At 72.9% G+C, this 23,303-nt stretch carries 24 protein-coding genes; 8 read left to right on the top strand and 16 right to left on the bottom strand.

The genetic code is table 11. From position 1 onward, the window contains the following. The 12 genes from OO62_RS18080 to OO62_RS18025 form a co-directional block, all read right to left on the bottom strand. On the bottom strand, window positions 1-1,052 hold a 1,052-nt coding region (locus OO62_RS18080; protein WP_078617226.1), incomplete at its 3' end, for a glycoside hydrolase family 6 protein. A gap of 158 nt (window positions 1,053-1,210) precedes the next feature. Beyond that, window positions 1,211-1,924: a sortase domain-containing protein gene (locus OO62_RS18075; RefSeq protein WP_033268457.1), complete on the bottom strand. Its 714-nt coding sequence runs from the start codon at window positions 1,922-1,924 to the stop codon at window positions 1,211-1,213. Then, window positions 1,914-2,312, bottom strand: coding sequence for a hypothetical protein (locus OO62_RS18070; protein ID WP_033268456.1), 399 nt, complete (start codon window positions 2,310-2,312; stop codon window positions 1,914-1,916). The genes OO62_RS18075 and OO62_RS18070 overlap by 11 nt, the downstream gene beginning before the upstream one ends. A 105-nt stretch (window positions 2,313-2,417) precedes the next feature. Then, entirely contained in the window at window positions 2,418-3,197 is a 780-nt protein-coding gene (locus OO62_RS18065) for an HAD-IIA family hydrolase (protein ID WP_033268455.1), read from the bottom strand. 384 nt (window positions 3,198-3,581) lie between these two features. Next, the gene (locus OO62_RS18060) at window positions 3,582-4,661 is read right to left on the bottom strand and encodes a 2-aminoethylphosphonate ABC transporter substrate-binding protein (protein ID WP_033268454.1); all 1,080 of its coding nucleotides are present in this window, start codon (window positions 4,659-4,661) and stop codon (window positions 3,582-3,584) included. 41 nt (window positions 4,662-4,702) lie between these two features. Then, the gene (locus OO62_RS18055; RefSeq protein ID WP_033268495.1) at window positions 4,703-5,500 is read right to left on the bottom strand and encodes an ABC transporter permease; all 798 of its coding nucleotides are present in this window, start codon (window positions 5,498-5,500) and stop codon (window positions 4,703-4,705) included. Beyond that, window positions 5,487-6,416: a 2-aminoethylphosphonate ABC transporter permease subunit gene (locus OO62_RS18050; RefSeq protein ID WP_033268453.1), complete on the bottom strand. Its 930-nt coding sequence runs from the start codon at window positions 6,414-6,416 to the stop codon at window positions 5,487-5,489. Before OO62_RS18050 ends, OO62_RS18055 begins: the two co-directional genes overlap by 14 nt. Beyond that, complete coding sequence (locus tag OO62_RS18045) at window positions 6,409-7,566, bottom strand: ABC transporter ATP-binding protein (protein ID WP_033268452.1); 1,158 nt, start codon at window positions 7,564-7,566, stop codon at window positions 6,409-6,411. The genes OO62_RS18050 and OO62_RS18045 overlap by 8 nt, the downstream gene beginning before the upstream one ends. A gap of 1 nt (window position 7,567) precedes the next feature. Continuing rightward, window positions 7,568-8,281 carry a phosphonatase-like hydrolase gene (locus OO62_RS18040; RefSeq protein WP_033268451.1) on the bottom strand — a complete coding sequence of 238 codons (714 nt, stop codon included), beginning with the start codon at window positions 8,279-8,281 and terminating at the stop codon, window positions 7,568-7,570. Next, on the bottom strand, window positions 8,275-9,396 hold the full coding sequence (locus OO62_RS18035) for a TIGR03364 family FAD-dependent oxidoreductase (protein WP_033268450.1): 1,122 nt from the start codon (window positions 9,394-9,396) through the stop codon (window positions 8,275-8,277). Before OO62_RS18035 ends, OO62_RS18040 begins: the two co-directional genes overlap by 7 nt. Before the next feature lie 141 nt (window positions 9,397-9,537). Next, complete coding sequence (locus OO62_RS18030; RefSeq protein WP_033268449.1) at window positions 9,538-10,308, bottom strand: GntR family transcriptional regulator; 771 nt, start codon at window positions 10,306-10,308, stop codon at window positions 9,538-9,540. A 53-nt stretch (window positions 10,309-10,361) separates the two neighbouring features. After that, window positions 10,362-11,510 carry an ROK family transcriptional regulator gene (locus OO62_RS18025; protein ID WP_033268448.1) on the bottom strand — a complete coding sequence of 383 codons (1,149 nt, stop codon included), beginning with the start codon at window positions 11,508-11,510 and terminating at the stop codon, window positions 10,362-10,364. Between the two features lie 56 nt (window positions 11,511-11,566). Here OO62_RS18025 and OO62_RS18020 point away from each other — a divergent pair, with 56 nt between their 5' ends. Beyond that, entirely contained in the window at window positions 11,567-12,691 is a 1,125-nt protein-coding gene (locus OO62_RS18020; protein ID WP_033268447.1) for a Gfo/Idh/MocA family oxidoreductase, read from the top strand. Next, window positions 12,688-13,185 (top strand): heme-degrading domain-containing protein, encoded by a 498-nt coding sequence (locus OO62_RS18015; RefSeq protein ID WP_033268446.1) that lies wholly within the window; start codon window positions 12,688-12,690, stop codon window positions 13,183-13,185. The genes OO62_RS18020 and OO62_RS18015 overlap by 4 nt, the downstream gene beginning before the upstream one ends. 296 nt (window positions 13,186-13,481) lie before the next feature. Here OO62_RS18015 and OO62_RS18010 read toward each other — a convergent pair whose 3' ends face one another. The 3 genes from OO62_RS18010 to OO62_RS18000 form a co-directional block, all read right to left on the bottom strand. Further along, entirely contained in the window at window positions 13,482-14,339 is an 858-nt protein-coding gene (locus tag OO62_RS18010; RefSeq protein ID WP_033268445.1) for a fumarylacetoacetate hydrolase family protein, read from the bottom strand. A 137-nt stretch (window positions 14,340-14,476) separates the two neighbouring features. Beyond that, window positions 14,477-15,415: a YidC/Oxa1 family membrane protein insertase gene (locus OO62_RS18005; RefSeq protein ID WP_078617225.1), complete on the bottom strand. Its 939-nt coding sequence runs from the start codon at window positions 15,413-15,415 to the stop codon at window positions 14,477-14,479. Window positions 15,416-15,501: 86 nt separating this feature from the next. Next, the gene (locus tag OO62_RS18000; RefSeq protein ID WP_033268444.1) at window positions 15,502-15,807 is read right to left on the bottom strand and encodes a DUF6412 domain-containing protein; all 306 of its coding nucleotides are present in this window, start codon (window positions 15,805-15,807) and stop codon (window positions 15,502-15,504) included. Window positions 15,808-15,968: 161 nt separating this feature from the next. Here OO62_RS18000 and OO62_RS17995 point away from each other — a divergent pair, with 161 nt between their 5' ends. From OO62_RS17995 to OO62_RS17985, 3 genes are all read left to right on the top strand, one after another. Further along, window positions 15,969-17,867, top strand: coding sequence for an AMP-dependent synthetase/ligase (locus OO62_RS17995; protein WP_033268443.1), 1,899 nt, complete (start codon window positions 15,969-15,971; stop codon window positions 17,865-17,867). 175 nt (window positions 17,868-18,042) lie between these two features. Then, entirely contained in the window at window positions 18,043-18,690 is a 648-nt protein-coding gene (locus OO62_RS17990) for a DUF4142 domain-containing protein (protein ID WP_051733375.1), read from the top strand. A gap of 117 nt (window positions 18,691-18,807) precedes the next feature. Beyond that, complete coding sequence (locus OO62_RS17985; RefSeq protein ID WP_033268442.1) at window positions 18,808-20,268, top strand: DUF1996 domain-containing protein; 1,461 nt, start codon at window positions 18,808-18,810, stop codon at window positions 20,266-20,268. 81 nt (window positions 20,269-20,349) lie between these two features. Here OO62_RS17985 and OO62_RS17980 read toward each other — a convergent pair whose 3' ends face one another. Continuing rightward, on the bottom strand, window positions 20,350-21,306 hold the full coding sequence (locus tag OO62_RS17980; protein ID WP_078617224.1) for a LysR family transcriptional regulator: 957 nt from the start codon (window positions 21,304-21,306) through the stop codon (window positions 20,350-20,352). 98 nt (window positions 21,307-21,404) lie between these two features. On the opposite strand from OO62_RS17980, the gene OO62_RS17975 reads away from it, so the two are divergent. From OO62_RS17975 to OO62_RS17965, 3 genes are all read left to right on the top strand, one after another. Then, window positions 21,405-22,334, top strand: a complete 930-nt coding sequence (locus OO62_RS17975; protein ID WP_228332457.1) for a DMT family transporter — start codon at window positions 21,405-21,407, stop codon at window positions 22,332-22,334. A gap of 67 nt (window positions 22,335-22,401) precedes the next feature. Continuing rightward, entirely contained in the window at window positions 22,402-22,701 is a 300-nt protein-coding gene (locus tag OO62_RS17970; RefSeq protein WP_033268441.1) for a hypothetical protein, read from the top strand. A gap of 50 nt (window positions 22,702-22,751) precedes the next feature. Continuing rightward, window positions 22,752-23,261 (top strand): hypothetical protein, encoded by a 510-nt coding sequence (locus OO62_RS17965; protein WP_129323003.1) that lies wholly within the window; start codon window positions 22,752-22,754, stop codon window positions 23,259-23,261. Window positions 23,262-23,303 lie beyond the last annotated feature (42 nt).

Below are 23,303 nucleotides of genomic sequence, written 5' to 3'. Positions count from 1 at the left end.
AGACGGCATACGAGATGCTCAGGAGTCTCGTGGGCTCGGAGATGTGTATAAGAGACAGGCTTCAGGGCGTAGGCGGGCCACCATGCGCCCGCGTTGGGGCCGCCCTTGCAGGTGCCGTCGGACTCACCGGGGCGTTTGATCCAGAGGTAGGCCGCTATCAGGGGGTCGCCGGTCCTGGTCGTCGGTGGGGTGCCCAGGGCGCGGCCGGGCGGGTTGCACCAGTTCTCCGGATCGTCCCCGCCGGGGGCCGGGCCGTTGCCGTTGCGGCTGGTGTCGATGACGAAGTGCTTGCCGCCGACCAGCCCGGACAGCTTCTTGCCGTACGCCGCGTTCTCCTCGGTGGTCTGGTAGTTGGAGATGTTCAGCGCGAAGCCGTCGGCCCGGTCGATGCCGGCGCGCCGCAGCGGTTCGGCCATCGCGCGCGGATCCTTGATCCAGTGCGGGTTGCCGGCGTCCAGATACACCTTGGTGTGCGGCAGCGCCTTGAGCTTGCCGACCGCCTCGGTCAGCAGGGCGTAGCGCTCCTCCTGGAACTGCTGGGGCGTGCAGCGGTCCACGAGGTGCGGCAGCGCGTCGGGTTCCAGGACGACGGTGGCGGCGCGGTCGCCGATGCCCTTGAGGACGCCGTCCAGCCAGGCGCGGTAGGCATTGCCGTCGGCGGCGCCGCCCTTCGAATATCTGCCGCAGTCGCGGTGCGGGATGTCGTAGAGGACGAGGAGCGCCTCGCGGTCGGCCTTGGCGGCCGCTTCGGTGAAGCCGCGGGCCTCGCCCTGCGGGTCGTCGACGCCGATCCATTCGGCGACCGGCTGGCGCGCGATCCGGTCGACGGTGCGGGCGTCCGCGGCCCGGCCCTCCTTGTCGTAGGCGAGGACCTGACGGGCGGCTCTGCTGTCCGGGTTGACCCAGTACGGCGCGACGGACTTGGGGCGCTGGCCCGGTCGGCCCGGGGCGCCGTCGCTGCCTTCCTTGCCGCTGTCACCACCGTTCGCGGAGCAGCCGGCGAGCAGCACGACCAGTGCCCCCACCGCGGCCCTGCGGGTTTTGCCGTACATCCACTCCCCCCTCGGAGTACGGGAGTTGACCGGCTCCTGATCACCGGCCGCATCCATCGTGGCACACCCCCTCCGCGCCCGAGCGGCCCTGTGGACAAGCTGTCCACAGGGCCGCTACGGGACTTGACGGAGGGCGTTCGCAGGGCTCGCGAGACGTCTCAGTCACGACCGCCGGACGGCGGCTGGTAGCTCGTCAGGTAGCCGGAGACCACGACCACTGCGGCCTCCCCGTGGCCGCCGCGGGAGCCGCGCCCTGCCGGGCGGACGCCGCTGCCGATCAGCCGGAGTTCGGCGCGGCCGCGCGCACGGACGGCGCGGGCCCGGTGGACGTCGAAGTGGCGGCGGTCGAAGAGCCGGACGTCCTCGACGGCGAACCGGACCGTACTGCCGTCGGAGCGGCGGATCTCCACCCGCTCCCCCGGTCTGACACCGGTCAGCGAGCGGAAGACGGCGGGTGCGGCGCCGGCGTCCGCGTCGGCCCGGCCGACGAGCAGCGCGGCACCCGCCTCGCCCGGCTGCGGTCCGTCCGCGTACCAGCCGACGATGTCCGCGGCGGCCGGCGGGGCGAGGGCGCCGTCCCGGCCGGGGTCGCGCTCGACGATGCCGGCGCCCCGTACGTCGCCGGCGCCGAGGGTGATCCGGCGTGGCCGCACCGCGGCGGGCGCGGGCACCGGGACGTGCGCCTGCGGGGGCGCCGGCCGGCCCCACGGGCGCCCGACGGCGGCGACATCGCCCGTCGTGGCGAGCTGCGCCGCCGCTCCTCCGCCCGACAGGTCGCGGCCCCACAGCCACAGGCCGAGCAGCAGAACCACCCAGGTCACACCGGTGAGCAGCTGCCCCGGGCGGGGCCGCCCCGGCTCCTCATCGTTCATCGGCTGCGTCGCCCTGCCGTTCGCGGCGCAGCCGCAGCCGGAGCCGGAGCAGCTGCCCGGCGATGACCAGGACGGCGCCGCCGGCCAGCACCAGGCCGACGGCCGAGGTGCTGCTCAGCTCGCCGCGCGCGGACGCCTCGGCCGGCGGGCCGGGGGGCTCGGACCGGGTGAGCGGCAGGACGCCGGCGAGGGCCGCCGGCCGGGCGGGGGCCGCTGCGGAGCCGCAGGGGGTGACGCGGGGGCCGGCCGGGCAGCCGGCGGGGGCCGGGCCCGGGGTGACGCGGACCGCTGTGGTCCCGGCGCCGGATGCTGCCACGGGGTACGCGGGCGCCGCCGTCACCGCGCAGGCCGCGGCCGCGGCGCACAGCGTAAGAAGCGGTGAGCGCATGGTGAACCTCCGATCCCTCCGAAGGTCCGCCCGCGCCCGCCCGGCCGCATCCCGGTGTGGCCCTGGCCTGCGCCATTCGGGTGGAGCCGGGGCCCCACCCGGCGCTCAGACCAGGTCGATGAGGTCCGCGATCGAGTCCACGACCCGGGAGGGCCGGTAGGGGTGCCGTTCGATCTCCTCGGGCCGGGTCAGCCCCGTGAGCACCAGGAACGTCTCCATGCCCGCCTCCAGTCCGGCCAGCATGTCGGTGTCCATCCGGTCGCCGATCATCGCGGAGGTCTCGGAGTGGGCGCCGATGGCGTTCAGTCCGTGCCGCATCATCAGCGGATTCGGCTTGCCGACGAAGTACGGGGCGACGCCCGTCGCCTTGGTGATCAGCGCGGCCACCGAGCCGGTCGCGGGCAGCGGCCCCTGGGGCGACGGGCCGGTCTCGTCGGGGTTCGTCGCGATGAACCGGGCGCCGGCCTCGATGAGCCGGATCGCCTTCGTCAGCGCCTCGAAGCTGTACGTTCGAGTTTCTCCGAGCACGACGTAATCGGGGTCGTGGTCGGTCAGGACGTAGCCGATGTCGTGCAGGGCGGTGGTCAGCCCCGCCTCACCGATGACGTACGCGGTGCCGCCGGGACGCTGATCATCGAGGAACTGCGCGGTGGCCAGCGCGGACGTCCAGATCGACTCCCAGGGCACGTCCAGCCCGATCCGGTTGAGCCGGGCGTGCAGGTCACGCGGGGTGTAGATGGAGTTGTTGGTCAGTACGAGGAAGGGCTTGCCCGAGTCACGCAGGCGCTTGATGAATGCCTCCGCCCCGGGGACCGGGACCCCCTCGTGCATCAGGACGCCGTCCATGTCGGTGAGCCATGACTCGATCGGCTTGCGCTCTGCCACTGCCGGACTCCTGCCGTGCGTGTTGACCAGGGGCACCGGCCGCACCCACAGGCGACGCCTGCCCCGCCCGTCGTACGTACGGCCGACGCCCCCACCCTAAGTCAGCCCCCGCCTCCCCGACCCGGACGATCACCCCGGACTTCCCGCCCGGGGAGACCGGCCGCACCTCTGCTCTGCGCGATCCGCAGCACGTCGCAGAGTGCCTCGGTCAGCCGCTCACCCAGGTGGCGCAGCTCACCGTTCGAGGCCCGGCGGTCATTGAGCATGGCGCGCGCGTGGCCGAGCAACTCGGCACCCATTTCGAGCTGTGGGTACCGCTGGTTCACGGAAGCCGAGAAGCTCGGCACGGGCGGGCACGAGCAGGCGTGCGCGGACGTCCCGGCGTCAGCTGCTCGTCGCGGTTTTCCAGGCGTCGACGTACGTGTGGAGGTTTTTGTCGATGTCCTGCCAGTCGGGGTGGAAGATGTCGACGCCCTTCATGAGGGCGGCGAGGGCGGTGGCGTGGGGGCCGGTGGGCTTGATGTCCTTGCGGGAGGGGAAGCCGCCGCCGACGGCGGAGACCTGGCGCTGGACCTCGGGCGTCAGCAGGTAGTCGAGGAACTTGCGGGCGTTGGCGGCGTGCGGGGCGTGCTTGACCAGGCCGGCGGCGTAGGGGAGGGCGAAGGTGGCGGGCCTGGCGCCGGGCTTGGCGGCGGGGAAGAAGATGCCCTGGTCGGGCATCGACGTCAGGTTGGCGTAGTTCATCTGGACGTCGCCGTTGGCGACCAGGAGTTCGCCCTTGTCGGTCTTGGGGGCGAGCTGGCCGGTGGAGGAGGACGGGCCGACGTTGTTGGCCTGGAGCCGGCCGAGGAACTTCATCGCCGGGCCCTGGCCGCCGAAGTCGTGCAGGGCCTTGATGAGGACGGCGGTGCCGTCGCCGGCGACGCCGGGGGTGGAGTACTGGAGGCGGCCCCTGAACTTGGCGTCGAGGAGGTCCTGCCAGGTGGCGGGGGGCTGGGTCAGCTGCTTCTTGTTGTAGATGAAGCAGAAGTAGTTGTTGACGATCGAGGTCCACCGGCCGGCCGGGTCCTTGTCCGCGGCGGCGACCCGGTCCGCGCCGTGGGGGCGGTAGGTGTCCAGCAGGCCCTTGCCGTCGGCCTGCTGGATGAACGGCGGAAGGGTGACGAGCACGTCCGCCTTGGTGTTGGACCGTTCGCGGGCCAGCCGCTGGACGGCCGCGCCGGAGCCGGACTCGACGTAGTCGACCTTGATGCCGGTCTTCTTCTCGAAGTCCTTGAAGACCTTGTCGTAGAAGCCGTCGCCCTTCTCGCTCTTGAGGCCGTCGGCGCTGTAGACGGTGATGACCTTGGCGTGGGGGTCGGCGGTGGAGGCGCCGCCGCAGGCGGTGAGCGAGGCGCCGAGGGCGAGGGCACCGCAGGCGGCGACGAGCGGGGTGCCGGGCGAGCGGCGGCGGGAAGTGGGCATGGTGGGGCAACTCCTCAGCAGGGCACGGGGGTTCGGGGAGGTCAGCGGTAGGTGGCGCGGGTGCGGAGGCGGGAGACGGCCAGGAGGACGAGCAGGGTGGTGCCCATCAGGGCCACCGCCAGGGCGGCGCCCGCGAAGAGGGCTCCGCGGTCGGTGGCGGCGAAGATCTGGACGGGCAGCGGCATCCAGTCGGGGGGATAGAGCATCACCGTGGCGCTCAGTTCGCCCATGGACAGGGCGAAGCAGAGGCCGGCGGCCGCGGTCAGGGACGGCAGCAGCAGGGGGAGCTTGACCCGCCACAGGACGTAGGCGGGGCGGGCGCCGAGACCGGCCGCGCTCTGTTCGTACGCCGGGTCGAGGCGGGCCAGCGCGGCCGTCACGGACTGGTAGGCGAAGGCGGTGACCAGCACCGTGTGGGCGGTGATCACGATCTGGGGGGTGCCGTTGAGCAGGAAGGGCGGCCGGGAGAAGGCCACCAGGAGGGCGAGGCCCACGACGACGGAGGGCACCGCGACGGGGAGGAGGAAGAGGCCGTCGAGGAGGCGGCGGGCGCGGCGGGGCAGTCGTTCGGCGGCGAGGGCCGCCCAGGTGCCGAGGGTGAGCGCGGCGAGGCCGGCGGCCAGCGCGGTGAGGACGCTGGTGAGCAGGGCCCTCGGCGCGTCGCCCCGGACGATGTCCTGATAGTGCGTCAGCGTCGGTCCGGAGGGCAGCGCGCCGCTCCAGGCGGTCGCGAAGGACGCGGCGGCGATGACCACGAGGGGCAGCGCGAAGACGGGGAGGAAGAGGACGAGGAAGAGGGTGTGGACGGCCCGGCGGGCGGTCCTGCTATGCACCAGCACGGTGGGGTGCACCTCCTCGGCGGGGGCCGGCGCCGCCGCCCGTACGGGACATCACGGTCCGGTAGAGGGCGTAGAGCGCGACGGACAGCGCGATGTTGACGACGGCGACGACGCAGGCTCCGGTGTAGTCGCCGTCGAGGATGGCCTTGGTGTAGACGAGCACCGGGAGGGTGACGACGTCCTTGGCGCCGGTGAACAGCACGATGCCGAACTCGTTGAGGCACAGCACGAGGACCAGCGCGCCGCCCGCCGCGAGCGAGGGCAGCGCCTCCGGCAGGATCACCGTCCGTACGATCCGCCACGGCCGGGCGCCCAGCGACGCGGCGGCCTCCAGCTGACCGGTCTCCACCTGTGAGAACGCGGCGAGCAGCGGCCGCATCACGAACGGGGTGAAGTAGGTGACCTCGGCGAGCAGGACGCCGCAGGGGGTGTGCAGGAAGTCGAGCGGGCCGTGGGCGTCGCCGGTGAGGTCGGTCCACAGGCCGTTGGCCATGCCGGTCGTGCCGTAGAGGAAGAGCAGCGCGAGGGTGATCAGGAAGGACGGGAAGGCGAGGAAGAGGTCGATGAAGCGGCCGATCGCCCGGCCGCCGGGGAGCGGGACGAAGGCGATCACGAGTGATAGTGCCAGGCCCAGGAGGAGGGCGCCGGCGGTGGCGCCGGCGGCGATCAGCACGGTGGTGGTGAGTGCGTCGCGGAACGACGCCTCGCCGAAGACCTGGGTGTAATGGGCGGTGGAGGGGCCGCCGCCGTCCTCGGGGGTGAGGGACTGCCACACCATCAGGGCGAGGGGGTGGAGGAAGGCCACGGCGAGGGCGGCTACGGGCGGGAGGACCCAGAGGGCCGCCGCGGGCCGGCGGCCGGGCCGGCGCGGCGCGGCCGTCCGGACGGGGGCCGGCGCCTTCGTGGCGCTAGCCATGGTGGTCCCCGTCCCCGGTGAGGCCGCCCGGGACGAGTACCGCGTCCTCCGGGGCGAAGTGCACCGTGACCGTGTCGCCCGGCGTCGGTGGGGTGCGCAGTTCGCGGACGTCGGCCATCACGCGGTGGCCGTCGACGGAGACGTACAGCCGGTGGGTCGCGCCGCGCCACTGCACTTCGGTGACCGTCCCGGGCAGGGTGTTGCCGGTGGCGCCGCCGTCGCCGAGGCCGACGAGGTGCGGGCGGACGCACAGCGTCGCGCCGCTGCCCCGGGCCACGCCCTCCGCGACCGGCACCGTCAGGAGCCGGCCGCCGAGGTCGACGCCGGTGCCGTCCGCGCGCACGGTCACCGGCAGCAGGTTCGCGGTGCCGATGAACGAGGCGGTGAAGGCGGTGCGCGGGCGCCGGTAGAGGTCCTGCGGGGTGCCGCAGTCGCGCAGCCGGGCCGACTCCAGTACGGCGATCCGGTCGGCCAGGGTGAGCGCCTCGATCTGGTCGTGGGTGACGTAGAGGATCGAGACGTCCGGCAACTCGCGGTGCAGGCGGGCGAGTTCGGCGAGCATGCCGGAGCGCAGCTGGGCGTCGAGCGCGGAGAGCGGCTCGTCCAGCAGCAGCACACCGGGGCGGATGGCCAGCGCCCGGGCGAGGGCGACCCGCTGCTGCTGGCCGCCGGAGAGTTCGCGGGGCTGCCGGCCGGCGTACGCGGCCATGCCGGTCATCTCCAGCGCTTCGGCGACCCGGCCGGGGATCTCGGCGCGCGGGGTCTTCTGCGCCTTCAGGCCGAAGGCGACGTTCTCGGAGACCTTCATGTGCGGGAAGAGCGCGTACTGCTGGACGACCATGCCGATGCCGCGCCGGTACGGCGGCAGGCCGGTCACGTCCCGGCCGCCGATCAGCACCCGGCCGCGGGCGGGGCGGACGAAGCCGGCGACGGCCCGCAGCGCGGTGGTCTTGCCGGAGCCGGACGGGCCGAGCAGGGCCATCACCTCGCCCGGCTCCACGGTCAGGTCGAAGGAGTCCAGGACGGTGTGCTCGCCGTGCCTGCCGTAGGCCACGGAGACGTCGTCGAAGCGGATCCCGGACGCGGGGCGGCCCGGCTCCGCGGCGGGGGCGGCGGGCCGTGCGGTGGCCGGGGCGGCTGGCGCGCGCATCTCACACCACCCCCAGCAACGCGGGCAGTTCGGCGACCGAGCCGAGGACGTGGGTGGCGCCGGCCGACTCCAGTTGCGTCCGGCCGTGCGCGCCGGTCAGGACGCCCGCGACGACCGGGGCGCCGGCCCGCCGCCCGGAGAGCATGTCGTACGAGGTGTCGCCGGCCACCGCGATCCGCCGGACGGAGTCGGTGGCGCGGGTGCGCAGCAGCGCGGTGAGGACGAGGTCGGGGTAGGGCCGGCCGCGGCCGCCGGCGTCGGCCGGGCACAGGGTGAGCGGGACGAGGTCCTGCCAGCCGAGCGCGGCGAGGATCGCGTCCTGGGTGACGCGGGCGAAGCCGGTGGTGAGCACGACGGTGCGGCCGGCCTCCCGGAGCGCCTCGACGGCTTCCCGGGCGCCGGGGACGGGCGCGATCCAGCCGTCGTCGACGAGTTCGCCGTAGGCCGTCTCGAAGGCGGAGTTGGCGCGGCGGGCGGCGGTCTCGTCGCCGAAGAGGTGGCGGAAGACGGAGATCTTGGACTCGCCCATGGTGGCCCGTACGTAGGCGAGCTTCTCGGTGTGGTCGGGGCTGCCGGGTTCGACGCCGAGGTGCCGGGCGGCGGCGTCGAAGGCGCACTCGACCAGGCCGTCGTCGGCGACGGTGGTGCCGGCCATGTCGAGGACGACCAACTGGATGTCGTGCTCGGTGGTGCTGTCGGTCAAGGGGCTCACCATCCCAGCTCGTCGGCGGTGGTTTCGGCGATCGCGGGGGAACAGGTCATGCCGCGTCCGCCGGGGCCGGTGACCAGCCAGACGCCCTCGCGGGCCTGCTGGCGGTGGACGACCCGGGCGGTGTCGGTGCACTGGGCGTAGACGCCGGCCCAGCGGCGGCGGATACGGGGCAGCGGGCGGCCGAGGAGCGTCTCGACGACGCCGGTGAGGTGCTCGTAGGGCTCCTCGACGGTGTCGAAGGCGAACGGCGTCGCGTACTCGTGGGTGTCGCCGATGGTCAGGCCGCCGTCGGTGCGCTGGACCATCAGGAGTTGCATCTTGTGCGCGGCGGCGGTCGGCGACTGGGCCTGGCCGGCGTTCAGCGCGTCCAGGGCGGCGCCGCGGTAGGCGGGGTAGTAGCGGAAGCTGTCGGCGTCCGCGACGGAGGTGGTCAGCGGCTCGCCGAGCGGTTCGGTCTGCATCATCTGGAGGCGTACGCGGCGCACCGGCAGGTCCGGGATCAGCTCGCGGACCAGGCCGCCGAGCCAGGCGCCGGTGCACAGGACGACCGCGTCGCCGTGGTGGAGGTCGCCGTGGTCGTCGCGTACGGAGCGCTCGCCGACCACCTCGCGGACCTCGCGGCCGCCGAGGTAGGTGTACCGCCCGGACCTCAACAGCTCGTCTTTCAGGGCGCGTTGGGCGACCCGGGGTTCGACGGCGGCGTCCCGTTCGCACCACAGGGCGCCGGTGAAGTCGCCGCGCAGTGCGGGGTTGAGGGCGCGGGCCCGGTCGGCGTCCAGCAACCGGTAGCCGCGGGCGGCGGCGTCCGGGCGGCGGGTGGCGGCCTCGGCGACCGCCCGCTCGGCGTCGTTGCGTACGACGGTCAGTGAGCCGATGGCGCGGAAGCCGATGCCGGGGACGCGGGCGCCGATGTCCTCCCACAGCGCGCGGGCGCGCAGCGCGGTGTCCAGTTCCGCGCCGCCGGCGCGGCCGCTGACCCAGATCTGTCCGAAGTTACGGACCGAGGCGCCGCGGGCCTCGGCCTCCCGTTCGAGGTGCAGGACCTCGTGGCCCCGTTCGACTGCGTGCCAGGCGTGCATCGTTCCCAGCACACCGGCTCCGACAACTATGACTCGCATGCCCCAGACGGTCGTGGCGGTGGGTGGCGCGCGGGGGGCGGTCCGGCGGCGGGTCGGTGAACAGGACGGCAAGCTTGGCCTAGACCCGTTATCCTTTCGTGACTTTACGGGAGGGTGTGGCGCGCCGGCGCCGGGCCCGTCTCAGCCCTGCGCGGGCCGGCCCAGGTGGGTGGTGAAGGAGAACCGGTCCCCCCGGTAGAGGGAGCGCACCCGCTCCAGCGGGCGGCTACCGGTGTCCCGGGACAGCCGGTGGATCAGCAGCATCGGCAGCGCGCCCGGCGTACCGATCAGCAGCGCCTCGCGCGGGGTGGCCAGCACGGTCTCCAGCCGCTCGTCCGCGTCACCGAAGCCGATGCCGAGCCGCTCGCGGAGGTAGGCGTAGAACGACGAGTCCGGTGCGAAGTCGGTGGCCAGGTCGGGGACCCGCTCGACCGCGACGTAGGTGCTCTCCAGTCCGACCCGCTCGTCGTCGGCGAGCAGCACCCGCTCCATGTGCCACACGGGGTCGCCGGTCCCGATGCCCAGATCGCCGGCGAGCCCCGGCGGGCAGCGGAAGCGGTCCAGTGCGACGAGGTGCCGGCCGGGCCTGCGTCCCTGGTCGCGTACGCCCTCGGTGTAGCTCGCCAGGGACAGCGGCTGCTCCAGCTTGGGACCGGCCACGACCGTGCCACGCCCCAGCCGCCGCAGCCGCCCCTCCAGCACCAGCTCGCGCAGCGCCTGCCGCAGCGTCTCGCGGGACACCTCGAACCGCGCCGCCAGCTCGCGCTCGGTGGGCAGGACCTCCCCCTCGCCCAACTCGGCCAGCAGCGCGGCGATTTCGACCTTGGCCGCGTAGTACTTGGGGATGCGTCCGTGCTCGGGGATGCCGGACCGGACGGGCGCGCCAGGGTCCTGGCCGTACGGGAACTCCACGGGGCGATCTTCGCACCCCCGGGGGCGCGGGCCGGGCAGCGGGGGCCGGCGCGCTAGCGCGGCCGCAGGGCGGGGCGGCGGGCCCCGAAGAGCGGGGCGAGCACCAGCTCGGCGGCCCCGTCGGCGACCGCCCGCGCGCCGCCGGGGGCGAGCGCCACCGACACCGCGGGCCGGGCGCCGGATCCGCCGCCTCGCGTACGGGCCTGCGCGGCCAGCTCCCGGGCCACCCCGCCGAGGAACGGTTCGGGGTACGCCAGAACGGTGCGTCCGCCGAGCAGCACCTGGTCGATGTCCAGCAGCTCGACGAGGTTCGCGGCGCCCACGCCCAGCGCCCGGGCCGCGCCCGGCAGATCACCGCCGGCCACCGCCGCCAGGCACAGCGCCTCTATGCAGCCCTGCCGGCCGCAGTCGCAGCGCGGGCCGTCCAACTGGACGATCTGGTGGCCGAATTCGCCGGCGCCGGTGCGCGGCCCCCGGTAGAGGGTGCCGTCCAGGACGAGTCCGGCGCCCAGGCCGGTGCCCAGGTGCAGATAGCCGAAGGAGCCCGTGCCGTCGGGGCGGGCCCGGTCCAGGCCGAGCGCGGCGGCGTTGGTGTCCTTGTCGAGGACGGCGGGCAGGCCGAGCCGCGCGGCGACGGCGTCCCGCAGCGGGAAGCCGTCCCATCGCGGGGCGCCGGTGACGCGGTGCAGCACACCGGTGGTGTGGTCCAGCGGGCCCGGGCAGGCCACGCCGACACCCAGGACGCCCGGCCCGTCGGCCGCCGCGAGCAGCGCCGCGACCTCGCGTTCGACGGTGGTGAGCACCTGCTCCGCGCCCGCCTCGAAGGCGAGCGGGGCGCGCCGCTCGGCGACCGCGCGGCCGGTGAGGTCGGCGAGGACGGCGGTCAGCTCGTCACGGTCCAGATGCAGCCCCACGGCATGCCGGGCGCCGGGGACCAGGCGCAGGACGGTGGCGGGTTTGCCGCCGGTCGAGGCGCGGCGGCCCGCCTCGGCGGCCAGGCCCTCGGACCGCAGCCGAGCGGTGATCTTGCTGACGGCCTGCGGGGTGAGCCCGGTGTGCGCGGCGAGCTCCAGCCGGCTGACGCCCTCGCCCCCGGCGGCGCGCAGCAGCCCGAGCACCAGCGCGGTGTTGTGGCCGCGCAGCGCGGGGAGGTTGGCGCCCGGACTGCCGGCACCGAGGGAGGGGAGGTCGTTGCTGCTCACCCGCCCATTGTCCGTTGCGGCTTGCACTTTGGCAACAGCGTTGCTTAAGTGGAGTCATGAGTGAGACGAGCGAGAAGAAGAGCGACTCCCCCACCCCCGACGGTCCGCTCCGCGTCGGCCTGCTCGGCTACGGCCTGGCGGGCTCGGTCTTCCACGCCCCGCTGATCGCCGCCACCGACGGCCTGGTGCTCGACACCGTCTCCACCAGCAATCCGGAACGGCAGGCACAGGCCCGCGCCGAGCACCCGCAGGTGCGCACGGTCAGCACCCCCGAGGCGGTGCTCGAACGCGCCGCGGAGCTGGACCTGATCGTGGTGGCGACGCCCAACAAGACGCATGTGCCGCTCGCCACCGCCGCGCTGGAGGCCGGCCTGCCGGTGGTCGTCGACAAGCCGCTGGCCGGGACCGCGGCCGAGGCCGAGAAGCTCGCCGCGCTCGCCGACGACCGCGGCCTGCTGCTCTCGGTCTTCCAGAACCGCCGCTGGGACAACGACTTCCGCACGGTCCGCACGCTCATCGAGGACGGCGCGCTCGGCGACGTCTGGCGCTTCGAGTCCCGCTTCGAGCGCTGGCGGCCGCAGCCCAAGGGCGGCTGGCGCGAGTCCGGCGACCCGCAGGAGATCGGCGGCCTGCTGTACGACCTCGGCAGCCACCTCGTCGACCAGGCGCTGACCCTCTTCGGCCCGGTCGTGTCCGTCTACGCCGAGTCCGACGTCCGCCGCCCGGGCGCGGAGGCCGACGACGACACCTTCCTCGCCCTCACCCACGCGAACGGCGTCCGCTCGCACCTCTGGGTGAGCGCCACCACCGCCCTGCTGGGCCCCCGCTTCCGGGTACTGGGCAGCCGGGCCGGCTACACCAAGCACGGCCTGGACCCGCAGGAGGCCGCCCTGCGCGAGGGCCTGCGCCCGGGCGACGCGGGCGTGGAGTGGGGTGTGGAGCCCCGGCCCTCCTGGGGCCGCCTCGGCGCCGGCGCCTCTCCGCGCCACGGCGGCGGCGAGCCGGTGCCGACCCTGCCGGGTGACTACCCCGCCTACTACGCCGCGATCGCCCGCGCCCTGCGCGAGGGCGGTGCACCGCCGGTCACGGCCACCGAGGCCGCGGCGACGTTGCGCGTACTGGAGGCCGCGAAGCGTTCGGCGGCCGAGGGCGTCACGGTCCGGATCGAGGCGACGGCATGACCGGCGATGCGGCCACGGACGAGATACGCGCCCTCGAAGCTGACGAACAGCGCCTGGTCCTCGACACGTTCAGCAACGACGACGCCTGGGCCCTGGGCTCGCTGCTGGTGAAAACGGCCCGCGAGCGCGACGCGGCCGTCACGATCGGCATCCGGCGCGGCGCCCAGCAGCTCTTCCACTGCGCACTGCCCGGCACCTCCGCCGACAACGACGCCTGGATCGCCCGCAAATCCGCCGTCGTCGAACGCTACGGCGCCTCCTCGTACCTGGTCGGCGCCCGCTTCCGCGCCAAGGGCCGCACCTTCGAGGACTCCTCCCGCCTCGACCCCGACCACTACGCGGCCCACGGCGGCGCGTTCCCCCTACGGATCCGCGGCACGGGCATGGTCGGCGTGGTAGCCGTCTCGGGCCTCCCCCAGGCGGAGGACCACGCGCTGGTGGTGACAGCCCTGACCGCGTTCCTGGCCGGGGGCGCTTCCCACGTTGTCGTCTGACCCGCCGTGGTGCCCTCTCGCCGTTGCTCCCCCACTGCCTAAAGGGCGTGGGAGGTACCCCCAGCGGCGGGCTGGGTTGGTGTCGGGTGCGGTGCCGCTCCTCCGGACTTCGTCCTGCGGCGCAGCCCCTCCCGTAGTGGGTAGGAAAAGGCCGGTGGGGGCGGGCGTCTTACGGACGCTCGCCCCCACCGGCCTTCAACTTTTCCCCCTACGGGAGGGGCTGGACCGGAGGACGAAGTCTGGAGGGCCGGCACCGCAGACGACAACGTGGGCGGCGGCAAAGCGCAGCGGAAGGGCTAAGCCCCCTTGAGGGACTGCCGCTGGCGGCCCAAGCCGTCGATTTCCAGCTCGACGACGTCGCCGGCCCGCAGATACGGCTTGGGTTCGGGCTGGCCCATGGCGACGCCGGCCGGGGTGCCGGTGTTGATGACGTCGCCGGGGTACAGGGTCATGAACTGGCTCACGTAGCGGACGACTTCGGCCACCGGGAAGATCTGTTCGGCGGTCGTGCCGTTCTGCTTCAGCTCGCCGTTGACCCACAGCCGGACACCGAGGGCCTGCGGGTCGGGTACCTCGTCGGCGGTCACCAGCCACGGACCGAGCGGGTTGAAGGTCTCGCAGTTCTTGCCCTTGTCCCACTGGCCGCCGCGCTCTATCTGGAAGGCGCGCTCGGAGACGTCGTGCGCCACCGCGTAGCCGGCCACCGCCGCCAGCGCCTGTTCGTCGCTCTCCAGGTAGCGGGCGGTGCGGCCGATGACGACGGCGAGCTCCACCTCCCAGTCCGTCTTCACGCTGCCGCGCGGCACCAGCACCGTGTCGTCGGGGCCGACGACCGTGTCCGGGGCCTTCATGAAGATGATCGGCTCCTCGGGGGTCGCCGCTCCCGTCTCCCGGGCGTGGTCGTGGTAGTTCAGCCCGATGCACACGACCTTCCCGATGCGGGCCACCGGCGGTCCGGTGCGCAGGCCGGCGGCATCGAGGGCGGGCAGCTCGCCGGAGGCCGCGGCGGCGCGGATCCGGGCCAGCTGCCCGTCGTCCGCGAGCAGCGCTCCGTCGATGTCCGGCACCAGGCCGGACAGGTCCCGCAGGACCCCCGACTCGTCGAGCAGCGCCGGGCGTTCCGCCCCCACCGTTCCGACGCGCAGCAGCTTCATCGATTCAACTCCCGTGGTCGAAGGGTCGGCCCGGAAGGGGCCTTCCGGACCGGCCGATGGGGGACGGCCATCGAGCGATTGGTCGATCCTCCAAGAGGGCCGTCCAGTCCGCAAGACCCCGTTCACGGACTGGACCGTTACCGGGCGGTAGTGGCGGGCTTGCCCGCAGGTGCTGCGCTGTCCGGCCGGGTCGGTGTGCCGGGCGTCGTGGTCCGGGCCTTCGCCTGTGCGCCGGCCCGGGTGCGGGCCGCCCGTTGCCGGGCCGCGCGGCTCTTCGGGGCGGGGCGCTGCCGTCGCGGGGCGGGGGCGTCCGGCGCCGGGCCGGACGGGACGGCCTCGGTGGTCGGCTGCTCCTCGGGGGCCGGTTCCTTCCGGTCGCGGTGCAGCAGGGCCCGCTCGCACGCCGTCCAGGTCGTCGTCGTGACCATGTAGAGGCCGGCCGCCAGCGGGACCACGGCCACCGTGACCAGCGTGCCGAAGGACAGCAGCGGCAGCACCTTGGACAGCGAGGCCATCCCCGGCAGCGCCCCGCCCGCGGCCGGCGCCGGGGCCTTGGCCGCACCGGCCCGCGCGCGGCGGAAGTTCCAGGTCGCGACCGCCCCGATCAGCAGGAACAGCCCCAGGTAGACCCGGCCCTGCGGGCCGAACACCCCGCCGTCGGCGAGCGCCTGGCTCCAGTGGCCGCCGAGCGGGGCGCCCAGCAGGGTGTGCTCCAGCAGACCGCCGCCGCCGGTGGAGAAGAGGTGGTACATCACGAAGAAGACGGGCATCTGCAGCAGCGTCGGCAGACAGCCCGCCAGCGGCGACGCACCCGTGGTGGCGTACAGGTCGGCCATCGCCTTCTGCAGCCGCTCCGGGTTGCCCTTGTGTGTGCGCTGCAGCGCGGCGAGTTGCGGGGCGAGCGCGGTGCGGGCCTTCTCGCCGCGGGCCGCGGCGCGGGCGAGCGGGTGCAGCGCGGCGCGTACCGCGAGGGTGCAGACGACGATGGCGACGGCCATCGCCGCGGGGCCGAAGAGCGGTTCGATGGCGGTGGCGCCGCGCGTCAGCGCCTCGCCGAGGAAGCCGAAAACAGACATGGGTGAGCCCTCCACGGGTCTCGTCGTGCCGGGATACGGATTCGGCGTGACGAGCCGCGCGGACGCGGACGTGCTGGGAAAGGCGTCTACGCGGCCGTCAGGAGGGCACGGCCCGGTGCCCGGGGCCGCGGACGCCCGGCCGCGTCGGGATCGCGCTGCGGCAGGAACGCCGTGCGCCGCTCACGGTCGCGGATCGCCGTTCGGATCCGGCCCGGTGGCACGGGCCGTGCGCAGGCGGCGATCAGGAAGGCGCTGCACAGCAGCAGCACCGCGGCCGTGGTCGCGGCGGCGGTCAGCGCGGTGGCCAGCCCGGTCTGGGTGAGCAGGAGGCCGGCGAGGAGGAAGAGGAGTGCGGAGGTGTACAGGCGCCACGCCTGGGCGATGCGGTACATCCGGCGCCCCCTCGCGTACGGCTCGTCCCCACAACTTGTCGTCTTCCGCTCAAGAGTAGCCGCACCTCTGGGCAGACCGCAGACCGGCCGGTAACTTGCCCTCCCTGCCGTCGGGACGGCGGTGGACCACGGGGGGACAAAGGCAACACCTAGGAGGTGCTGTGCGCGACATCAGCGTTCCGGCCCTGGCGGCTCCACTGCGGAGCGGCGGTCTGGCCGACTCCGTCTTCGACACCGCCGCCCACCAGCCGGACTTCGCTCAGCTCGCCCGCTGCGACGACGGAGCCGCCGGCGACTGGCAGGAGGTGTCCGCGAAGGAGTTCCGGGACGAAGTCATGGCGCTTGCCAGGGGACTGCTGGCCGACGGGGTGCGGCCCGGCACCCGGGTCGCGCTGATGTCCCGTACGCGCTACGAGTGGACGCTGTTCAGCTATGCCCTGTGGGCGATCGGCGGGCAGCTCGTACCGGTCTACCCGACCGCCTCGGCCGAGCAGCTGCGCTGCATCCTCAACGGGGCGCAGGTCACCGCGATCGTCGTGGAGAACGAGGCGCACGCCATGACCGTGGCGGAAGCCTGCGACGCGCGGTCGCGGCTGCGCCGGCTGTGGCAGCTGGACCTGGACTGCATCCGGCGGCTGACGGAGGAGGGCACCCGGCTGGCCGAGGCGGACGTGCACCGGCTGCGGCACGCGGTGGCCCCGGACGCCGTCGCCGCGATCGTCTACACCTCGGGCACCACCGGGCGGCCGCGCGGCTGCGTGATCACGCACGCCAACCTCGCCGCCCAGTGCGACACCCTCTACGCGGGCTGGGGCGGGCTGCTGGCCGCGCCCGGCGAACGCCCGTCGCTGCTGGCGTTCCTGCCGTTCGCGCACATCTACGGGCTGATGGTGCAGGTGGCGTGCCTGCGCGGCGGGGTGAAGCTGGCGCACCAGCCCGATGCCTCGTCGGACCAGCTGCTGCCGGCGCTCGCCTCGTTCCGACCGACGTTCCTGTTCGCGGTGCCGTACGTCTTCGAGAAGATCTGCGCCCGCGCCCGGCTGGCCGCCGAACAGGCCGGCAAGCTGCGGACGTTCGACGCGGCGATGACGGTCGCGGTGCGCTACGCGGAGGCGCTGGCCGAGGAGGAACAGGGCGGGCGCGGCCCCGACCCCTTCCTGCGGGCCCGGCACGCCCTCTACGACCGGCTGGTGTACTCGCGCATCCGCGAGCTGCTGGGCGGCCGGGTGCGCACCGCGGTCTCCGGCGGCTCGCCGCTCTTCCGCGAGCTGGGCCTGCTCTTCGCGGGCCTCGGCATCACCGTCTACGACGGCTACGGCCTGACGGAGACCAGCGGTGCGATCACCGCCCAGCCGCCCGGCCGGGTCCGGTTCGGGACGGTGGGCCTCCCGCTGCCGGGCAGTGCCATCCATCTGGCGCTGGACGGCGAGGTGTGGGTGCGCGGCGCGGTGGTGTTCGCCGGCTACCTCGACGACGGGGCGGACGGGGGCGGCAGCGGCCTCTACGACGGCTGGCTGCCGACCGGTGACCTCGGCCATCTGGACGAGCAGGGCTACCTCGTCATCACGGGGCGCAAGAAGGACGTCATCATCACCAGCAACGGCAAGAGCGTCGCCCCGCAGGGCCTGGAGCAGCGGCTGTGCGCCCATCCGCTGATCTCGCAGTGCGTGGTCGTCGGCGACAACCGGCCGTACGTGGCCGCGCTGATCACGCTGGATCCGGAGGCGCTGGAGCAGTGGCGGCAGCTGCGCGGCGAGCCGGGCGGGGCCGGCGAGGGGCCGTCGCCGGAGGAGCAGTTGCAGGCGGAGGTGCGGCGGGCGGTGGCGCGGGCGAACGCGTCGGTGTCCCGTTCCGAGTCGATCCGCGCGTTCAAGGTGCTGCCCGGCGAGTTCAGCCAGGACTCCGGGCTGATGACGCCGTCGCGGAAGCTGCGCAGGGCCGCGATCGTCCGGGCGTACGCGGCGGAGATCGACGCGCTGTACGCGCAGGGGAAGCGCGAGGAGCCCGCGACCCGCAGCGAGCGCCGCAGGTGGGCGGCGGCCGGGCTGTACGCGCGCTGAGCGCAGGGCAGCGCGCAGCGGTCGTCCCCGCCCCGAGCCGGGCCCGTTCGCGGCACCGTAGCAGTGTCGCGGCGGGCCCGGCCGTTATTTGTCCAGGGGTGAGAACCCGCGTCCGAAGGCCCGCTGCGGCGCTTAGCGTCCGGTGGCATTCCAGTAGGACGAACCGGGAGGCCCTGTGCGGTCCATCCTCAGCAACTCCGCAACATCCGGGCGGACCATCGCCACCGGACTGGTGGTCGCCGCGCTCGTGGCCACGCTCGCGGCACTGCTGCTGCCGGTACAGCTCTTCGGTGAGACCGCGTCCGCGGCGACGAACACGGTGTCGTACGACGACGACGGCGGCGGCACGGTGAACACCCGCTACGGGCCGCTGACCCCGATGGACCGGGACTTCGTGCGCAAGGTCCGGCTGGCCGGACTGTGGGAGATGCCCGCGGGCCGGCAGGCCCAGGAACGCGGCAAGACCGCGGCGGTGCGCACCGCGGGCGACCACCTCGTGGCCGGCCACACCGAGCTGGACCGGCGGTCGGTGGAGGCCGGCCGGGCCCTGGGCATCCCGCTGCCCAACCAGCCCTCCGCCGAACAGCAGGGCTGGCTGGGGCAGTTGAACTCCGCCTCGGACGCCGAGTACCCCCGCCTGTTCGCCGAACTGCTCCGCCGTTCGCACGGCAAGGTCTTCGGGCTGATCGCGATGGTCCGCGACCAGACCCGCAACACGATGGTGCGCGCCCTGGCGAACAAGGCCAACTCCACCGTGCTGGACCACATCACGGTGCTGGAGAACACCGGCCAGGTCGACTTCGACACGCTGCACAGCAGCTGATCCCGGCGCACGACGGCACCCCCTCACCCCTCACACTCTCATCGGACGAAGCGAAGTGATCTCATGAGGCAACGGCAGCGCCAACAGGGCCACAAACGCTCGCGCTTGACCAACAGAATGCTGGTGGGAGCGGCCGCGCTCCTGCTGGGCGGCGGCGGGCTGGCCGTGGTCGCCACCACGGCGCTGGCCGGCAGCAACACGCCCACGGCGAGCGCCGGCCACCGGCACACGGTCATGGCCACCACCATCTCGTGCCCCGATGTCGGTGAGCGGCTGCGGCAGGTGCCGCACAGCGCCCAGCTCCAGGTCTCCAAGGGCCTGGCCACGCTGGACCGCCAGGTGCACGACGCCTACCACAAGATGATGGGCGGCAGCGGCAGCACCGTCCTGGTCACGCTGAAACGGCAGCGGTCGCACACCATCACCTCGATGGTCACCGCCATCGCCAAGGACGCGAAACGGCCGGGCTACCTGCTGAAGATGAGCGGCTGTACCACCAAGCCCGTCGACGAGGGCGCGGGCGCCGGCGGCTTCGACTCCACGAAGTCCACCGCGCAGGGCTGGTACCAGGGGCAGAGCCCGCAACAGGGGCAGCAGCAGCAAGGGCAGCAGCAGAGCCAGCAGCCGCCGCAGGGCCAGGACCAGCAGCAGGGCCAGCAGCAGGGGCAGAACGGCGGGCAGCAGGGCCCGGCCGGCGGCCCCTCCCCCGACGACTTCGTCGACATCACCACCGTCCAGCCGAACGCCGACGCCCCGCCGTTCGCCGCGCCCCAGGGCGGCAACGCCACCACCGGTACGTTCACCACCGAGTGCGGCCGCAACGAGGAAGGACACTTCAACCCCGACAACGTCATCGTGACCCCGGGCGTGAGCAACGGCGCCCACCACACCCACGACTACGTCGGCAACAAGTCCACCGACGGCAACTCAACCGACCAGTCCCTGGCCGCCTCCGACACCACCTGCAACAACGGCGACCTGTCCACCTACTACTGGCCGGTGCTGCGCAAACTGGACGGCAACGCCGAGCAGAAGCCCGGCGCCGCACAGGACGCCAACGTCGGCTCGGTGCTGACCCCCGCCACGGTGACCCTCACCTACCGCGGCAGCCAGTCCGGCCAGGTGACGGCGATGCCGCGGTTCCTGCGCATCATCACCGGCGACGCCAAGGCGTTCACCAACGGCACGAAGAACGCCAACGCCTCGTGGAGCTGCACCGGTTTCGAGAACCGCCAGCTGAAGGACAAGTACCCGCTGTGCCCGAACGGTTCGCAGGTCGTGCGCACCTTCGCGTTCCAGAACTGCTGGGACGGCCGGTCCACCGACAGCGCCAACCACCGGGACCACGTGACCTTCTCCGACCGGAACGGCAACTGCCCCAACAACTTCCGGGCCATCCCGCAGCTGGTCGAGCGGCTCACCTACGACGTGCCCCAGGGCACCAGCTTCGCGGTCGACAGCTTCCCCGAGCAGCTCCACAAACCGGTCACCGATCACGGCGACTTCATCAATGTGATGCCGGACGACCTGATGGGCAAGGCCGTCGACTGCATCAACCGGGGGCAGCAGTGCACCTGACGGCGGTCTGAACCTCCCCCGGACCGCGACCACAGCGACGCCGGCGCCCGTGCGCCGGCGTCGCTGCGTGCTGCCCGCAGGTCAGTCCACCGGGGCCGGGCCCGCCGCCGCGCCGGGCCGGCCGGGCGGCGGACAGCTGGGCTCCGCCCGGTAGGCGACGCGGATCATCTCCGCCATGAAGGCCCGTACGCGCGGCGTCTCGGCGTCGGCCGCGGTCGCCACGATCACGCTGCGCGTGACGGTCGGCCGGCAGGGGATGAACCGCACGTCCTTGGAGGCGGAGGCACGCACCATGCGCGGCACCATCGTCACCGCGAGGCCGGCCGCCACCAGCTGGAGCTGGGTGGCGTAGTCGGAGACGCAGTAGCGCACGTCCGCCTCCACCTCATGGGCGCGCAGCAGCTGCAGCAGCGCCTCGTGCGCGTCGCTCCCCTCCGGACAGCTGGTCCACAGCTCGCCGTGGAGTTCGTTCAGCGCCACGAACTCCCGGTCGGCGAGCGGATGTCCGGCGGGCACCGCCAGTTGGGCGTCCTCGTGCAGCAGCCGGGTGGTGCGGACCCCGGAGGGCATGTGGGCCGGGCGGTGCGTCCAGCTCTCCGTGACGACCGCGTCCAGCTGGCGCTCCTGAAGCATCGGGATCATGTCGACCGCCTCACCGTCCCGCAACGACGGTTCGAGGCGCGGATGACGTTCGATCAGCCGGTGCAGCACCTGCGGGACGAGGGCCCGGATGGCACTGGCGACGCCGCCGATGCGCAGCGGCCCGGCGACGAGACCGTGCAGGTTGGCCAGGTCACGCTCGGCGTCCGCGAGCGTGCCCACCATGGACTGGGCGGACGCGGCCAGCACCTGTCCGGCACTGGTGAGTCTGATGCCGCGGCCGTCCCGCTCGATGAGCTGGCACTGCGCCTCCTTCTCGAGTTTGCGGAGATGCTGGGACACCGCCGGGCCGGTGATGTGCAGGGCCTCGGCCGCCGCGCCCACGGAGCCGAGCCGGGCCACGGCGGCAAAGACACGTAATCTCTCCCAGGTGATCATGTAAGGCAGACTAATGCTTTTACCTAATGAATTTTGAATAGTGTTACAGGGCTCACGCTGTCATCGTGAACGTTGTGGATGCGACCTCAACGTCTTCTGTGAAGACCTCCGATGACACCCTCCCGGACCGCCCGCAGGGCACAACGGGCCCCGCGGTGTTGGTCATCGGCGGAGCCGCCTGTTTGTCGGCCTCGGCGATGTTCGTCAAGCTCGCCGACATCAGCGCGGGTACCGCGGCATTCCTGCGCTGCGCCGTCGCCCTGGTCGCCCTGGTGCCGCTGCTCGCGCACGAGGTATGGCGCAAAGGGTGGCTGTCCCGGCCGTTGCAGGGATATGCGGTGGTAGCGGGCGTTTTTCTCGGCGCGGATTACGTCATGTGGACGATGAGCATCCTCGACGTGGGTGCGGCGGTGGCCACCGTACTGATCAACGTGCAGGTCATCGTATTCCCGCTGCTGGCCAGGGTGTTCGGCGGAACGGCGATCTCCCGCCGGTTCGTCTTCACCATTCCGGTGATGTTGGCCGGAATCGCGCTGGCGAGTGGTGCGCTGCAACACGGCTCGGAATCCGGTAATCCGGTACGTGGTGCGGTGCTCGGTGTGGCCGCGGGAGTTGCCTATGCGGTGTATCTGTACCTCAACCGGGCCTCCGGCGAGCGCAGTCCACGGCACGTCGTCACACCGATCTGTATTTCCACCGGCGCCGCCGCGGCGACCGCCGGACTGATCAGCCTGTTCACCACGGGCCTCCCGCTGTCGATCTCACCGGTCTCCTGGGGCTGGGTGGTCGCGCTGGCCCTGCTGGGGCAGGTGGCGGCCTGGTTGCTGATCAGCACCGGGACGCCCCGGCTGGCGCCGAACACGTCCGCCGCCCTGCTCCTGCTCCAGCCGGTGATGGCCATCGGCTTCGGACTGGTGATCCTCCGGGAGACGCCCAGCGCCTCCCAGCTCGTCGGCTGCGTGATCGTGATCGCCGCGGTGTGGTTCTCCCACCGCACCCCGCGTCCGGCCGGCCGCAATCGTTCCTGAATGAGGTAGTACCCGGTAAGCGCAAGACCGTTCTGACGGAAGTTCTGCCAACCGACGGGGAAACGTCATGGGTGAAGAGACCCTTGTAGATGATTACCGCCTGATCGCTCCGATCACCTTGCCCAGCAACGGCCAGGCACCGGGCGAGGTGAAACCGATCAGCGAGAACGACGAGTACGACGCGTATTTCCGCATCGAGCACGAGGACGACATGTCCCAGGGCGACTGGGTGCACACCGTGCTGACGATCGCGGAAAAGGTGCGGGCCGATCTGCCGGCCACCAGCCTGGAAGACGGCGAACAGGCCCAGATTCTTGACGGTATCGCCATCATCCTGCAGCACACGCTGCAGCAAATGGCGAGCTGACCGGCCCGAAATTCCGACCCCCCGGTAGGGAAAGGGAGCGCTCGACAGCGATGCACATATCGCAGGAACAGCAGACAGCAGTGCGCCGGTGGAAGCTCGGACATCACGTCTTCCATCTGCATCTCACCGTGATGAACACCTACCTCACGTCATTGCAGAAATGTGTCGAGGAACGTGACTGGCAGTCCACCCGCCCGTTGCTGGACACCCTCAGCCGGCTCTACGGCGCCGCCACCTCGTGCATGCGCTATGCGTCGGATTTCCCGGCGACGGCCTACGAAAGCCTCATCCGGCCGTCCATGGAGCCGCCCTGGCTGAACCCCGGCTTCTCCGGGAAGTTCAACACCGACCACGAGCGGATGCTGCACCTCATGCGCACGATCCGCACCGGCCTGAAGAGCGCCATCCGCGCCGGGCACGTGCCCGAGGACGTCGAGCGCGCCGCCACCCGCCTCTGGCGCGCGCAGTCCCAGAACCGCGCCAGCCACAAGCTCATCTGCGAGAAGTTCGTCCCCGGCGGCCAGTCGCTGCTCCAGGACTACTTCAACGCCAACGCCTGACACACCCCGCACACACCGCACACCACACCCAAGGAGACGGCC

It is taken from the genome of Streptomyces lydicus, from assembly GCF_000717345.1.
Taxonomy (GTDB): domain Bacteria; phylum Actinomycetota; class Actinomycetes; order Streptomycetales; family Streptomycetaceae; genus Streptomyces; species Streptomyces lydicus.
This window is presented reverse-complemented; position numbering and strand designations above follow the sequence as displayed.

What these genes read in the sequence shown, in the direction of transcription:
- OO62_RS18075 (WP_033268457.1), bottom strand. Translation starts at nt 1,924, where the DNA reads ATGAACGATGAGGAGCCGGGGCGGCCCCGCCCGGGGCAGCTGCTCACC.
- OO62_RS18070 (WP_033268456.1), bottom strand. Translation starts at nt 2,312, where the DNA reads ATGCGCTCACCGCTTCTTACGCTGTGCGCCGCGGCCGCGGCCTGCGCG.
- OO62_RS18060 (WP_033268454.1), bottom strand. Translation starts at nt 4,661, where the DNA reads ATGCCCACTTCCCGCCGCCGCTCGCCCGGCACCCCGCTCGTCGCCGCC.
- OO62_RS18050 (WP_033268453.1), bottom strand. Translation starts at nt 6,416, where the DNA reads ATGGCTAGCGCCACGAAGGCGCCGGCCCCCGTCCGGACGGCCGCGCCG.
- OO62_RS18045 (WP_033268452.1), bottom strand. Translation starts at nt 7,566, where the DNA reads ATGCGCGCGCCAGCCGCCCCGGCCACCGCACGGCCCGCCGCCCCCGCC.
- OO62_RS18040 (WP_033268451.1), bottom strand. Translation starts at nt 8,281, where the DNA reads ATGGTGAGCCCCTTGACCGACAGCACCACCGAGCACGACATCCAGTTG.
- OO62_RS18035 (WP_033268450.1), bottom strand. Translation starts at nt 9,396, where the DNA reads ATGCGAGTCATAGTTGTCGGAGCCGGTGTGCTGGGAACGATGCACGCC.
- OO62_RS18020 (WP_033268447.1), top strand. Translation starts at nt 11,567, where the DNA reads ATGAGTGAGACGAGCGAGAAGAAGAGCGACTCCCCCACCCCCGACGGT.
- OO62_RS18015 (WP_033268446.1), top strand. Translation starts at nt 12,688, where the DNA reads ATGACCGGCGATGCGGCCACGGACGAGATACGCGCCCTCGAAGCTGAC.
- OO62_RS18010 (WP_033268445.1), bottom strand. Translation starts at nt 14,339, where the DNA reads ATGAAGCTGCTGCGCGTCGGAACGGTGGGGGCGGAACGCCCGGCGCTG.
- OO62_RS18005 (WP_078617225.1), bottom strand. Translation starts at nt 15,415, where the DNA reads ATGTCTGTTTTCGGCTTCCTCGGCGAGGCGCTGACGCGCGGCGCCACC.
- OO62_RS18000 (WP_033268444.1), bottom strand. Translation starts at nt 15,807, where the DNA reads ATGTACCGCATCGCCCAGGCGTGGCGCCTGTACACCTCCGCACTCCTC.
- OO62_RS17985 (WP_033268442.1), top strand. Translation starts at nt 18,808, where the DNA reads ATGCTGGTGGGAGCGGCCGCGCTCCTGCTGGGCGGCGGCGGGCTGGCC.
- OO62_RS17980 (WP_078617224.1), bottom strand. Translation starts at nt 21,306, where the DNA reads ATGATCACCTGGGAGAGATTACGTGTCTTTGCCGCCGTGGCCCGGCTC.
- OO62_RS17970 (WP_033268441.1), top strand. Translation starts at nt 22,402, where the DNA reads ATGGGTGAAGAGACCCTTGTAGATGATTACCGCCTGATCGCTCCGATC.
- OO62_RS17965 (WP_129323003.1), top strand. Translation starts at nt 22,752, where the DNA reads ATGCACATATCGCAGGAACAGCAGACAGCAGTGCGCCGGTGGAAGCTC.